Source organism: Aeromonas dhakensis (genome assembly GCF_000820305.1).
Lineage (GTDB): Bacteria > Pseudomonadota > Gammaproteobacteria > Enterobacterales > Aeromonadaceae > Aeromonas > Aeromonas dhakensis.
The window spans coordinates 186,106-199,185 of sequence record NZ_CDBH01000045.1 but is presented as its reverse complement, the minus strand read 5'-3'; the positions used below and the strand labels follow the sequence as shown (position 1 = coordinate 199,185).

The following is a 13,080-nucleotide window of genomic DNA, read 5'->3' as shown; positions in this document are numbered from 1 at the left end:
CTGGCATGAAACGGGCAGAGCGGTTAGTCTAGCGGCGTTGAACCAACCCCATGAGGTACAGATGAAAACCGTATTGCGTTTTAGCCTGCTGGGCGCCTTGTTGCTGGGCGGCCATGCCTTCGCCGCCGAACCGAAAAAATTTGATATCAGCATGTTCCCGGCCGCCGAAGTGAACCAGGAACGTGTGGTGATCCGCCTGCCGGAAGTCGAGAACGAAGCCGACATGATGGTCGAGCTGCAGGTCGGCAAGAAAATGATGGTCGATTGCAATGTGCCGCGCTTTGCCGGCAACCTGGAACAGCACAGCGTCAAAGGCTGGGGCTACAACTACCTGATGCTCGGCAAGGTGTCCGATCCCATCAGCACCCTGATGGCCTGCCCGGATGGCCAGAAGAAAGAGACCTTCGTCCAGATCTACGGCCAGGGCTTCTTCGTGAACTACAACTCCAAGCTGCCGTTCGTGCTCTACGTACCGCAGGAGTATGAAGTGCGCTACCGTCTGTGGCGTGCCGATACCCTGGCTCAGCCAGCCATGATCGAGTGAGTCTCTACCGAGACCAAACCTCCCGCTTTGGTTCATGAATGACATCAAATAGAGCGCCGAATGGCGCTTTATTTGTAACAAATTGTGCTGTTTTCCACCCCGCCAACCTTTACAGAACCTGACATAACTCCGCTTTTTTTCTCACTTTTTTGCCCTTTTCAGCCGACCCGAGCCCATGGATCCGCGGCAAATCACTTTCGATGAAAGAGATTTATCAATATAGTGAAAAAATTGATTTTGCACTCTGCGACGGCCTGATGATACTTGCCCGCAAAGGTCAAACTAACCAGAAAAAGAGCACTATGAGCTTCGAATCAGACAAGCGTTTCAACGACTTCAAACATTTTCCCCGTGGCCTGCGTCGCAGTGGCGAATTCACTGTGGCCGAAGCGGACAGTCTGGAAAAATACGGTACCGCCATGCTCGCGCTCTATCAGGGCAACCTGGCCGCACGCGATGACGTGGAAAGCGCCTTCATCGAGCAGGTCAAGTCCGGCGCCGCCGGCAACAACCCCCACGCCAAGGTGTGGTTCAAGTATCTGAAGGTGATCGGTCCCAAGCGCGTGCACCGTCTGTGCACCGTCGCCGGCGGTGCCAACGAGGAAGCGAGTGGCGGCGGTTTTGAGGGTGGCAGCGGTAGCGACGAGTCCATCGATTAATGGATACCGAACTGCTTCGGACCTTTATCGAGGTCAGCAAGACCCGGCACTTCGGCCGGGCTGCTGAAAATCTCTACCTGACCCAGTCGGCGGTGAGCTTTCGGATCCGCCAGCTCGAACAGCAACTCGGGGTCAGTCTGTTTGCCCGCCATCGCAACAACATCCGCCTGACCGCCTCCGGTGAGCGTCTGCTGCCCTACGCAGACGCCATCTTGCATACCCTGGGCCGCGCCAAGCAGGATGTGGCCCTCTCCCCCGGTTTCAGCCAGCAGCTCGCCATCGGCGCCCCCGCGGTGTTCTGGGAGCTCGACTTCAACGACTGGCTCAACCATGTCTATGCCCTGGCCCCCGGTCTTGCGGTGCGGCTCGAGACCGCCTCCCGCGAGCACCTGTGCCGCCAGCTGCTGGAGCGCTCCCTCGACCTCGCCCTGCTCTCCGAGCCGACCAAGATCGACGAGATTGCCCTGCACCCCATCGGTGAGCTGGTGTTCGAGCTGGTGAGCCGGGATGGCGCGGCCAACGCCGACAGCCTGATGCAGATGCCGCACATTCATCTGGATTGGGGCACCAGCTTTGAGCCCCAGCCCAGCCGGCTGCAGAGCCTGCAAAAGACCCCGGTGCTGCACTCGAGCTCCGCCAACATGGCGCTGCAGTTCGTGCTGGCCAACGGCGGCGCCGCCTACCTGCCAAGGCGCATGGTAAGCCCTTTCCTCGAGCAGGGGCGTCTGCACCTGGTGGAAGGCGCCCAGGCCCTGAGCCGTCCGCTCTACCTTGCCTATCTGGAAAAGTCCGATCGCCGGGAGCTGATCGATCAGCTGCTGACCCTGCCGCTGGGCTGGGATGGCGCCGATCTGCGCTTGCCGCAACCGGAATAGAGGCGGCGCAGCACACGCTAGAAAGCAAAAGGGGCCTGTCGGCCCCTTTTGCATTTAGTTATCGTCAGCCGTGATGGCGACGATCGTTGGCCTGGGCCAGCAAGGTGCGACTCTCGCGCAGGAACTCGTCCGCCCGCTCGCCAAAGAAGCCCGAAACCTGGCTGAAGGCCTCGATGAAGCCCTCTCTGTCCCCCCGCTCCAGCAGCCCCAGCGCCTCGCCGAAGTTCTGGTAGTAGCGGCGGATCATCGCCAGATTCTGCGGTGACGACAGTATGATGTCGGCATAGAGGTGCGGATCCTGGGCGAACAGCCGTCCCACCATGGCCAGCTCCAGCCGGTAGATGGGGGAGCTTAAGGCAAGCAGCCGGTCGAGGTTGGCCTGCTCGCGGGAGAGGTGCCAGCCATAGGCGAAGGTGGCAAAGTGGCGCAGCGCCTGGATGAAGGTCATCGCCTCGTCGTGGGCCCTGGCCTCCACCTGCTGCAAACGCGCGCCCCAGATGGTCATCTGCTCCAGCAGCCACTGGCTTGCGGCAGCGTCGCGCCCCTGACAGCAGACGATCACCTGCTTGGCAAGGCTCGCCACGTCCGGCCCGAACATGGGGTGCAGCCCCAGCACCGGCCCCTTGTGCACCGCCAGCATATGCTCGAGCGGCGCCGCCTTCACGCTGGTCACATCCACCAGCAGGCAGTTCTCGGGCAGGTTGCCGAGCCGGTCGATCACCTGGCAGGTGACGTCGATGGGCACCGCCACCATCACCAACCCGGCGCCCTGCAGGATCTCGTCGGCGCGCGGCCAGTCGGCCTGACCCAGGGTCTCGACCCGGTAGCCAGAGAGACTGAACAGATTGCCGAACAGGCGGCCAAGCTGCCCCTGACCACCGATGATGACCACCTTGCCAAGGTCCGGCTTCATGCACTTGAAGTGGTGCTCCTTGTCGCTGGCGGATTCCAGAATATAGGACTCGCGCATCACCCGGCGCAGCACGTCTTCAATGAGATCCCCCGGCACTCCCAGGAGTTCTGCCTCCGCGCGGCGGCGGGCCAGCATGCTCGCCTCCCGATCCGGTGCGTAGATGGGCAGGCCGTGCCGGCTCTTCACTTCCCCCACTTCCCCCACCAGGGCGAGACGGGCGGCCAGCAGATCAATCAGCTGCTTGTCCACCGCATCGATTTTGTCCCTGAGGGCATTCAACTCTTCAGCCATATCCGGTCCCTGCGGCGCCGCCCGCAGCGACACCCTGTGATTCAAGAGGCAACGAGGTGCCACCGCCTCGGCCGGTGACACCTCGATTGTTCAATCAGTGATGACAAGATACCACGGCTTATGCCTTGGTTCTGGCCAAAAGTGGTGCCGCCAGCTGGCTGTGGCAACGGGCCAGCAGTGCGTCCGTGGTCTCCCAGTCGATGCAGGCATCGGTGATGGAGACGCCGTAGCGCATCTCGCACTTGGGTTGCTCGCTGGACTGGTTGCCCTCGAACAGGTTGGATTCGAGCATCACCCCTATGATGGAGCGGTTGCCCTCCTCAATCTGATGGATCACGTTGTCAGCCACCTTGGGCTGCAGGCGGTGATCCTTGCTGGAGTTGCCGTGGCTGCAATCCACCACCAGGCCGGGCAGCAGGCCCGCTTTTTCCAGCGCCTCTTCCGCCAGCGACACATTGACCGAATCGTAGTTCGGGTGCTTGCCGCCGCGCAGGATCACGTGACCATCCGGGTTGCCCTGGGTCTGCAGCAGTGCGACCTGGCCTTGCTGGTTGATCCCCATGAAGGCATGAGGGCTGGAGGCCGCCTGCAGCGCATTGATGGCGGTGCCCAGGTTGCCGTCGGTGCCGTTCTTGAAGCCAACCGGCATGGAGAGACCGGACGCCATCTCCCTGTGGGTCTGGGATTCCGTGGTGCGGGCACCGATAGCCGACCAGGAGAAGAGCTCCGCCAGGTATTGCGGGCTGATGGGGTCGAGCGCCTCGGTGGCCAGCGGCAGCTCCAGCTCGGCCAGCCAGCAGAGCAGCTCGCGGGCCCGGTGCAGCCCCAGCTCCACGTCGAAGGTGCCATCCAGGTTCGGGTCGTTGATGAAGCCCTTCCAGCCGACCGTGGTGCGTGGCTTCTCAAAGTAGACCCGCATGACAATGTAGAGAGTGTCCTGATAGGCGTCATGCAGCGCTTTGAGTCTGGTTGCGTACTCTTTGGCGGCGTCCATGTCGTGGATGGAGCAGGGACCACAGATCACCAGCAGACGGTGATCACGACGGTGGATGATGTCGGCGATGGTATTGCGGGCCCCTTGCACGAATGCCAGCGCGCGATCGGAGATGGGCAGTTTCTCCTTGAGCTGGGCAGGCGTGATCATCACTTGTTCGGACTGGATATGGATGTTGTTCAGGGGATCTCTTTGCATGTTCTCATTCTCTCTACTGTTTCAAGCCAACTGCGCCGACCGTTCAATTTTGTTTACACAAGTCAGCACTTTGTTACGCAACCGCCCCCACCTTACCAATTAAAAACAAACAATCAAGTGAAACTAGCGGACTTATTCGCTGACAGATGGATAAATGACCACAAAAGAGACCCTTTCGGCCAGAAAGTAGTGCTCGCCACATGCTCAAAACACCAAAATCGTAAATTTATGGTTACACCCTTGCTGATTTCCCTTGCCAGCAGACATAAAAAAGCGGGGCACCTGGCCCCGCTTGCATTCCCGTGTTGCTCTTCTTTTATTATTTGCCGTGCGCCTTGATCACCTCGACCGCCTTGTCGGGGAAGTCGCTGAACACGCCATCCACATCGGCCTGATAGAGGAAGATGTTCAGCAGATCGGTGAAGTCTTTCGCATAGGCCGGGATCTGGCCCTCATCCTGACGGAAGGTATAGGGATGCACCTTGAGACCGGCCGCATGGGCCTCTTTCACCATGCCGGTGAAGGTCGGCTTGCCCAGGGTACCCGGCTCCGGCACTATCATCGGCTTCCAGGGGCCGATCCCCTCGGCGTAAGCGGCGATCTCCTTCATGGCGCCCGGCTTGAACATCCAGTCATAGTTGTAGGGGGTCGCCTTGCCCTTGGCATCGTAGACCATGGTCTCGTTCCAGTCGGTCTCGGCCATCAGCTGCACCAGCTTGAGATCCATCCCCATGGCAGGCATCAGCTCGCTGTTGATGCGCTTGAGCTCGTTGGTATCGAAACACTGCAGATAGACCTTGTCGTTCTTGCTGGTGTAGCCGTACTCCTTCAGCACCTTGAGCACCGCCTTGGAGATGTCCTTGCCTTCGTGGCGGAACAGCCAGGGGGCTTTTATCTCCGGGTAGATGCCGATGTTCTTGCCGGTGCTCTTGTTGAGCCCCTGGATCATCTCGATCTCTTCCTGGAAGGTGTGGATCTTGAAGCTGGACTTCCACAGCGGGAAGCGGGCCGGATAGACGGGCACCTGCTTGCCGTCCACCAGCTGGAACGGCTCGGTCATGCGCAGGGAGCGCACCTCGTCCAGGGTGAAATCCACCACATAGTAGCGACCATCCGGGCGAGCCCGGCCGGGGAAGCGCTCAGCCACGTCCGTGATGCCATCGAGGAAGTGATCGTGCATCACCACCAGCTGGTCATCCTTGGTCATCACCAGATCCTGCTCCAGATAGTCGGCCCCCATGCCGTAGGCCAATGCCTTGGACTCCAGGGTGTGCTCGGGCAGGTAGCCGGAGGCGCCCCGGTGAGCGATCACGATTTTGCCTTCATCGGCGGCCAGCGCGGGCAATGCCAGGGCAGCACCCAGACCAAGGGCAATCAGGGAGCGAGTATGTTTTTTCATGCGCGGTGCTCTTTGTTATTGTTTATGGGATGTAGGTTATTGTTATAACAGAGGTTTATTGCAGTTTTACGGCGGGCTGCCGAGGCCGCCCGCAGGGGTTCAGCTCGCTTTTGGCAGGGCGTGGTGGTGTTCGCTCAGCCAGGCAGCCAGTTGCTGCTGCTCGGCGTCGGAGAGGCGCAGTCCCAGCTTGCTGCGGCGCCACAGAATGTCTTCCAGGGTGCAGGCCCACTCCCGCTCGATAAGGTAGCGCACCTCGGCTTCGTACAGACCGGCACCAAAGTGCTGACCACGGGGCTCCTTGAGCCAGAGGCGGGCATGGGCGCCATAGGCCTCGGCAATGCGCAGGGCGTTGCGATCATCGAGCCAGTCGAACTCCAGCGCAAAGGCGCGCGCCAGTTCGCGCACCGAGCAGTCGAACTCGCCACCGGGCAAGCGGCTGCTGGCGGTCCAGTCATCCCCCATCTGGCTGAACCAGGGCTTGAGCTTGTTGCAGGCTGCCTGGGCCAGCTTGCGGTAAGTGGTGAGCTTGCCGCCGAACACCGACAACAGCGGCGCGCCATCGGATTCGCCACTGAGCTCCAGCGTGTAGTCGCGGGTCACCGCCTGCGGCGAGTCGGATTCGTCATCGCACAGCGGACGCACCCCGGCGTAGGTCCAGATCACGTCTTTGGGGGCGATCTGACGGGTGAAGTGGGCGTTGACCACCTTGCACAGGTAGTTGATCTCGGCGTCGCTGATCTTGGCTTCGCGCGGGCTGCCCTTGTGCTCCACGTCCGTGGTGCCGATCAGCGAATAGTCCTGCTGATAAGGGATGACGAAGACGATGCGGTTGTCCTCGTTTTGCAGGATATAAGCCTCTTCGCGCTCATGGATGCGCGGCACTATCATGTGGCTGCCCTTGATGAGGCGAATGCCGCGTGGGGATTTCTCGTGCAGGCTCTCGTCATAGAAGGTCTTGACCCAGGGGCCAGCCGCATTGACCAGGCCGCGGCAGGTGACGTTGAACTGCTCGCCCCCTTCCCGCTCCAGCGTCAGAGTCCAGTGTTTGGAGCCGCGCACCGCCTTGACGCAGCGGGTGCGGGTCTGCACATCGGCGCCCTTGTCGCGCGCCATCATGGCGTTGAGCACCACCAGCCGGGCGTCGTCGACCCAGGCGTCCGAGTACTCGAACCCCTTGCTGATGCCGGCGGTGAGGCCGTCCTGCGGCAGGAAGCGCACGCCGCAGCTGCCCTTGAGCTTGTCGCGCTTGGCCAGGTTGTCATAGAGGAAGAGGCCGGCGCGGATCATCCAGGCCGGACGCAGGTGCGGGCGATGGGGCAGGCGAAAACGCATGGGGCGAGCGATGTGAGGAGCCATGCCGAGCAGCACTTCCCGCTCTGCCAGCGCCTCTTTCACCAGCCGGAATTCGTAGTGTTCGAGATAGCGCAGGCCACCGTGGATCAGCTTGCTGGAGTTGGAGGAGGTGGCAGAGGCGAGATCGCGCGCCTCGAACAGGGCAACCTTCAGACCCCGCCCTGCCGCATCAGCCGCAATGCCTACCCCATTGATGCCGCCGCCGACGACGACCAGATCATAATGTTCGCTCATGTTCACCTACTTTCTTATTTTGATCTTGCGAAACCGTCGCAATGTTTGATTTCGCTCATATTAGAGCATAAAAAAATGATAAACGAACATTTTATGGAGAAAATGTGATCGCGATTGTTTTGGCAATGCTAAAAATGCTGCCGGTCGGTGATAAAGCGGCAGGGCATGGGGAAAACGGGGGCGAGGCTGTGAGCGAGTTCGCGCTTTTTGGGGTGATCAGCCCGGCATCGGCAGTGGAATGAGGGCAAGTAGAAAGGCGGGAGGCTGAAAACGAAGCGGCCGCCCGATGGCGGCCTGATGCTGGAGCGGATTAACGGCGACTCAGCAGATGTGACACTCGATCTGATGCTGGGACATCAGCCGCATCAGCTTCTCCGGCGGCTCCTGATCGGTGAACAGGGCGTGGATCTGGCTGAGATTGCCGAGGTTGACCATGGCGTTGCGGCCGAACTTGGTGTGGTCGGCGGCCAGGAACACCTGGCGGGAGTGGGCGATGATGGCCTGGGCGATCTTCACCTCGTGGTAGTCAAAATCGAGCAGTGAGCCGTCGCTGTCGATGCCAGAGATGCCGATGACGCCGTAGTCCATCCGAAACTGACCGATGAAGTCGCGGGTCGCCTCCCCCACGATGCCGCCGTCCCGGTTGCGAATTTCGCCGCCGGCGATGATGACGGTGAAGTCATCCTTGGCGGTGAGGATGCTGGCCACGTTGAGGTTGTTGGTGACGATGCGCAGCTCGCGGTGATCGAGCAGGGCGCGGGCGATGGCTTCGGTGGTGGTGCCGATGTCGATAAAGAGCGACGAGCCGTCGGGAATATTGGCGGCCACTTCCCGGGCGATGCGCTCTTTCTCCTTGAGCTGCATCACCTTGCGGGCGCTGTAGGCGGTGTTGACGGTACTCGAATGCAGGGAGGCCCCGCCATGGTGGCGCCGGATCTTGTTCTGCTCGGCAAGATCGTTGAGATCCCGGCGAATGGTCTGGGGGCTGACGTCAAAATGGGTCACCAGATCCTCGGTCGAGACAAAGCCCTGCCGCGTCAGGACGTCCAGGATCTCCAGATGTCGTTGGGTTTGCTTCACGCTTGAACTCCGATGATGAGACGAAAAAAGGCCCCGGCAGATGCGGGGCCTTGGGCAGTTTACCTGATCCCTTTTCCAATCGATAAGGGCAGGATCACGTTTTATGCCTTATGAACAGCAGCCTTGGCGGCAATCGACTCGTTCTCGTGCTTGAGGGTCATCGCCAGCAGCACGATGGAGAGCAAGCAGGAGGCAGTCAGCACCATGAAGCCGCCGTCCCAGCCGAAGTGGTCAACGGTGTAGCCCAGCATGGCGTTGGCCGCAACCGCGCCACCCAGGTAACCGAACAGACCCGTGAAGCCCGCCGCGGTACCGGCCGCCTTCTTCGGTGCCAGCTCCAGAGCATAGAGGCCGATCAGCATGACGGGGCCGTAGATGAGGAAGCCGATGGCGACCAGAGCCATCATGTCGATGGTCGGGTTGCCGGCCGGGTTGAACCAGTAAACCAGCACGGAAATGGTCACCAGCACCATGAACAGGATACCGGCCGGGGCGCGGCGGCCCTGGAACATCTTGTCAGAGATCCAGCCGCACAGCAGGGTGCCCGGAATACCGGCCCACTCATAGAGGAAGTAGGCCCAGGAGGACTTGTCGACGCTGAAGTCCTTGGCCTCTTTCAGGTAGGTCGGCGCCCAGTCCAGCACACCGTAGCGAATGAGGTAGACAAAGGCGTTGGCGATCGCGATGTACCACAGCAGTTTGTTGTGCAGCACGTACTTCATGAAGATTTCCTTGGCGGAAAACTCCTGCTCGTGGCTCTCGTTGTAATCCTTCGGATAGTCGTTCTTGAACTCTTCGATGGGCGGCAGGCCCACGGATTGCGGGGTGTCACGCATCACGAAGAAGGCGATCACCGCGATGGCGGCAGCCGCGGCGGCCGGCACGTAGAAGGCACTGCGCCAGTCATTGAACCAGCCCATCCCCAGAATGAACAGCGGGCCTATCATGCCGCCACCCACGTTGTGGGCCACGTTCCAGACCGAGACGATTTCGCCCCGCTCTTTTTGCGACCACCAGTGCACCATGGTGCGACCGCAGGGCGGCCAGCCCATGCCCTGTGCCCAGCCGTTCAGGAACAGCAGCACGAACATGATGGCGATGCTGGAGGTGGCCCAGTGCATGGTCCCCATCATGAACATGATACCGGCCGACAGCAGCAGACCGGCGGAGAGGAAGTAACGGGCGTTGGAGCGGTCCGACACGTTCCCCATCAGGAACTTAGAGAGACCGTAGGCGATGGAAACGCCGGACAGGGCCAGGCCCAGATCACCGCGGGAGAAGCCCTGCTCGATGAGATAAGGCATCGCCAGACTGAAGTTTTTCCGTACCAGGTAGTAACCGGCATAACCAAAGAAGATCCCGAAGAACACCTGCCAACGCATGCGTTTGTAGAAGGGGTCGACCTTGTCGGCCGGGAGCCTGTCTATGTGTGGTGCAGGCCTGAAGAGACTAAGCATGTTCTGCTTCCTTATTGTTGTTGTGGGCGGTTGAGGGTGCCCTGTCCATGCTGACCAATCAGAGGAGTCCCGATTCGAAAGCGAGCCTATTGTGCTCATATGTGAACATTTAATCTGTGATGTAGTCGGAAATATTGCAGTTTTATTACAAAAGAAAGTGTCAGATGAGTAATCACTCATCAGCCGCAATCCCTTGTGTAGCAAGGCTTTTGGATACCCACTAAGTGGTATAAGCACGGTATCAACTTGCTTTCCGTCACATTTTCTTAGCAATGAGTGGGATCTTGTCCACATTTCCTGCGGGGAGGGAGTGGTGAATGGTCGATTTCGGTTTATTTTCTCTCTCGTCCGAGAACGAGCGCAAACGAGCATAACGTTTGCGTCAGCTCAAAAAACAAGAAGAAACGTTTTCGGGCGCAACAATGGGAATGAAAAACAACAAAACGGAACATCAAACCTACTCTGGGTGGATATAAGGAATAACGGTATGAGCATACAAAGACCCAATACCCTGCTTGGCGAGTGCATCGCCGAGTTTATCGGAACCGGCCTGCTGATCTTCTTCGGCGTCGGTTGCGTGGCCGCACTGGTGCTAGCCGGTGCCAACTTCGGGCAATGGGAAATCTCCATTACCTGGGGTCTGGGCGTCGCCATCGCCATCTATGTGACCGGCGGCATCTCAGGTGCCCACCTCAACCCTGCGGTCACCCTGGCCTTGATGACCTTCTGCGGTTTCGACAAGCGCAAGGTGGTGCCCTACATCATCGCCCAGGTGGCTGGCGCCTTCTGCTTCGCGGCGCTGGTCTACTTCCTCTATGGTAACCTTTTCAGCCAGTGGGAAGTGACCCACAACGTGGTGCGCGGCAGCGTCGAGAGCCTCGGCACCGCCGGCATCTTCTCTACCTACCCGAATGCCCTGCTCTCCAACATGCAGGCCTTCACCGTCGAGCTGGTGATCACCGCCGTGCTGATGCTGGGCATCATGGCACTGGGTGACAACAACAACGGCGCCCCCAAAGGCTTCGCCGCCGCCCTGCTGATCGGTATCCTGATCGCGGTGATCGGCGCCTCCCTTGGCCCGTTAACCGGTTTTGCCATGAACCCGGCTCGTGACTTCGGCCCCAAACTGTTCGCCTTCCTGGCCGGCTGGGGTGACGTGGCCCTGACCGGTGGTCGTGACAACCCCTACTTCTGGGTCCCCATCCTTGGCCCCATCGTCGGCGCCCAGATTGGTACCGCCCTCTATGTGAAAGTGTTGGCTCCCTGTGTGCCGGGCAACCGTGTTGCCGCCACCGAGCAAGCTGCCCAAACCGCTAAAGAAGAGGCCGCCGCCTAAGAGCGGCCCTCCCCAACGTGTAAAAACGTGGAAAATAAAAACGTGGAGAACATCATGTCTGCTGAAAAGAAATATGTCGTCGCTCTGGACCAGGGTACCACCTCCTCCCGCGCCATCGTGTTTGACCAGGACGCCAACATCGTCGGTACCTCCCAGCGCGAATTCACCCAGCACTACCCGAAAGCGGGCTGGGTGGAGCACGACCCGATGGAGATCTGGGCGACCCAGTCCTCCGTCTTCACCGAAGTGCTGGCCAAGACTGGCCTTCGCAGCGAAGAGATCGCCGCCATCGGCATCACCAACCAGCGTGAAACCACAGTGGTATGGGAAAAGGCCACCGGCAAACCCATCTACAACGCCATCGTCTGGCAGTGCCGCCGTACCGCGGCCATCTGTGAAGAGCTCAAGGCCCGTGGCCTCGAAGAGTACGTCCGTGAAAACACCGGTCTGGTGCTGGATGCCTACTTCTCCGGCACCAAGGTGAAGTGGATCCTCGACAACGTCGAAGGAGCCCGCGAGAAGGCGATGAACGGCGAGCTGCTGTTCGGCACCATCGACACCTGGCTGGTGTGGAAGATGACCAACGGTGAAGTGCACGTCACCGACCCGACCAACGCCTCCCGTACCATGCTCTACAACATCCGCGACCTGAAGTGGGATCAGCGCATGCTGGACGAGCTGGGCATCCCCGCCTCCATGCTGCCGGAAGTGAAACCCTCTTCCGAGGTGTATGGCTACACCACCCGTGGCGGCGGCTCCCGCATCCCCATCGCCGGTATCGCCGGTGACCAGCAGTCTGCCCTGTTCGGCCAGCTCTGCTTCGAGAAAGGGATGGCCAAGAACACCTATGGCACCGGCTGCTTCATGCTGATGAACACCGGCACCGAGCCGGTTCGCTCCAGCAACGGCCTGCTGACCACGGTCGCCATCGGCCCGAAAGGGGAAGTGAACTACGCGCTGGAAGGTGCAGTATTTATGGGCGGCGCCACCATCCAGTGGCTGCGTGATGAGCTCAAGATCATTCACGATGCCCGCGACACCGACTACTTCGCCTCCAAGGTGGGCGACACCAACGGCGTCTACCTGGTACCGGCCTTCGTTGGTCTGGGCGCCCCCTACTGGGATCCGTATGCTCGCGGCACCATGGTCGGCCTGACCCGCGGCGCCAACCGCAACCACATCATCCGTGCCGCGCTGGAATCCATCGCCTATCAGAGCCGCGATGTGCTGGACGCCATGCAGCAGGACTCCGGCATCAAGCTGGCAGCCCTGAAGGTGGACGGTGGCGCGGTTGCCAACGACTTCCTGATGCAGTTCCAGGCCGACATGATGCACACCCCGGTAGTGCGTCCGACCCGGATCGAGACCACCGCCATGGGTGCCGCCTTCCTGGCTGGTCTGGCCGTCGGCTTCTGGAAGAGCTCGGAAGAGCTGGAAGACAAGTTCAGCGTGGACCGTGAGTTCATCCCGCAGATGGACCGCGATGATCGCGCCAAGCGCTACAACGGCTGGAAGAAGGCGGTCGAGCGTTCACGCCGCTGGGCCGAAGAGGAGTGATCGGGCAACCGATATCCTTGAAATAAAAACTGAAGGGGCCGACAGCAATGTCGGCCCCTTGTTTTATGGCCTGCCGGTCCCCTGCCAGCCGCCCCTGCCTTGATGACGATTTCATGTCAGACATTCTCAATTGAGTTATCTATCTATAATCATCTCTTGGGTCGCATATGCGACCTTATTTAATACAGGA

The 13,080-nt window shown here is 60.2% G+C and carries 12 protein-coding genes; 6 read left to right on the top strand and 6 right to left on the bottom strand.

Translation table 11 applies throughout. From position 1 onward, the window contains the following. Positions 1 to 61: 61 nt before the first annotated feature. The 3 genes from eco to hdfR all read left to right on the top strand — a co-directional run bounded on the left by eco (position 62) and on the right by hdfR (position 2,078). A complete protein-coding gene (gene eco, locus BN1143_RS12335; protein ID WP_005299572.1) occupies positions 62 to 544 on the top strand; it encodes a serine protease inhibitor ecotin in 483 nt (160 codons plus the stop codon). A gap of 302 nt (positions 545 to 846) precedes the next feature. Beyond that, entirely contained in the window at positions 847 to 1,203 is a 357-nt protein-coding gene (locus BN1143_RS12330; RefSeq protein ID WP_010634377.1) for a MaoP family protein, read from the top strand. Next, a complete protein-coding gene (gene hdfR / locus BN1143_RS12325; protein WP_005299567.1) occupies positions 1,203 to 2,078 on the top strand; it encodes an HTH-type transcriptional regulator HdfR in 876 nt (291 codons plus the stop codon). Before BN1143_RS12330 ends, hdfR begins: the two co-directional genes overlap by 1 nt. Positions 2,079 to 2,142: 64 nt before the next feature. Here the strand turns inward: hdfR and tyrA are convergent, their stop codons facing one another. The 4 genes from tyrA to glpD form a co-directional block, all read right to left on the bottom strand. After that, complete coding sequence (gene tyrA, locus BN1143_RS12320; RefSeq protein WP_042050836.1) at positions 2,143 to 3,282, bottom strand: bifunctional chorismate mutase/prephenate dehydrogenase; 1,140 nt, start codon at positions 3,280 to 3,282, stop codon at positions 2,143 to 2,145. A 118-nt stretch (positions 3,283 to 3,400) separates the two neighbouring features. Continuing rightward, positions 3,401 to 4,474, bottom strand: a complete 1,074-nt coding sequence (locus tag BN1143_RS12315; protein WP_017779394.1) for a 3-deoxy-7-phosphoheptulonate synthase — start codon at positions 4,472 to 4,474, stop codon at positions 3,401 to 3,403. Between the two features lie 319 nt (positions 4,475 to 4,793). After that, positions 4,794 to 5,873: a glycerophosphodiester phosphodiesterase gene (glpQ, locus tag BN1143_RS12310; protein ID WP_017781730.1), complete on the bottom strand. Its 1,080-nt coding sequence runs from the start codon at positions 5,871 to 5,873 to the stop codon at positions 4,794 to 4,796. A 99-nt stretch (positions 5,874 to 5,972) separates the two neighbouring features. Beyond that, complete coding sequence (gene glpD, locus BN1143_RS12305) at positions 5,973 to 7,460, bottom strand: glycerol-3-phosphate dehydrogenase (RefSeq protein WP_042050835.1); 1,488 nt, start codon at positions 7,458 to 7,460, stop codon at positions 5,973 to 5,975. Positions 7,461 to 7,564: 104 nt separating this feature from the next. Between glpD and BN1143_RS22645 the strand changes: the two genes are divergently transcribed. Next, positions 7,565 to 7,702, top strand: coding sequence for a hypothetical protein (locus BN1143_RS22645; protein ID WP_197069867.1), 138 nt, complete (start codon positions 7,565 to 7,567; stop codon positions 7,700 to 7,702). A gap of 79 nt (positions 7,703 to 7,781) precedes the next feature. Here BN1143_RS22645 and BN1143_RS12300 read toward each other — a convergent pair whose 3' ends face one another. Next, positions 7,782 to 8,540, bottom strand: coding sequence for a DeoR/GlpR family transcriptional regulator (locus BN1143_RS12300; protein WP_011705542.1), 759 nt, complete (start codon positions 8,538 to 8,540; stop codon positions 7,782 to 7,784). A 101-nt stretch (positions 8,541 to 8,641) separates the two neighbouring features. Next, on the bottom strand, positions 8,642 to 9,997 hold the full coding sequence (gene glpT / locus BN1143_RS12295) for a glycerol-3-phosphate transporter (protein WP_005299556.1): 1,356 nt from the start codon (positions 9,995 to 9,997) through the stop codon (positions 8,642 to 8,644). Between the two features lie 487 nt (positions 9,998 to 10,484). Here glpT and BN1143_RS12290 point away from each other — a divergent pair, with 487 nt between their 5' ends. Then, complete coding sequence (locus BN1143_RS12290) at positions 10,485 to 11,333, top strand: MIP/aquaporin family protein (RefSeq protein ID WP_005299554.1); 849 nt, start codon at positions 10,485 to 10,487, stop codon at positions 11,331 to 11,333. A gap of 54 nt (positions 11,334 to 11,387) precedes the next feature. Then, positions 11,388 to 12,890 (top strand): glycerol kinase GlpK, encoded by a 1,503-nt coding sequence (glpK, locus tag BN1143_RS12285; protein WP_005299552.1) that lies wholly within the window; start codon positions 11,388 to 11,390, stop codon positions 12,888 to 12,890. The last annotated feature ends 190 nt before the right edge of the window (positions 12,891 to 13,080 follow it).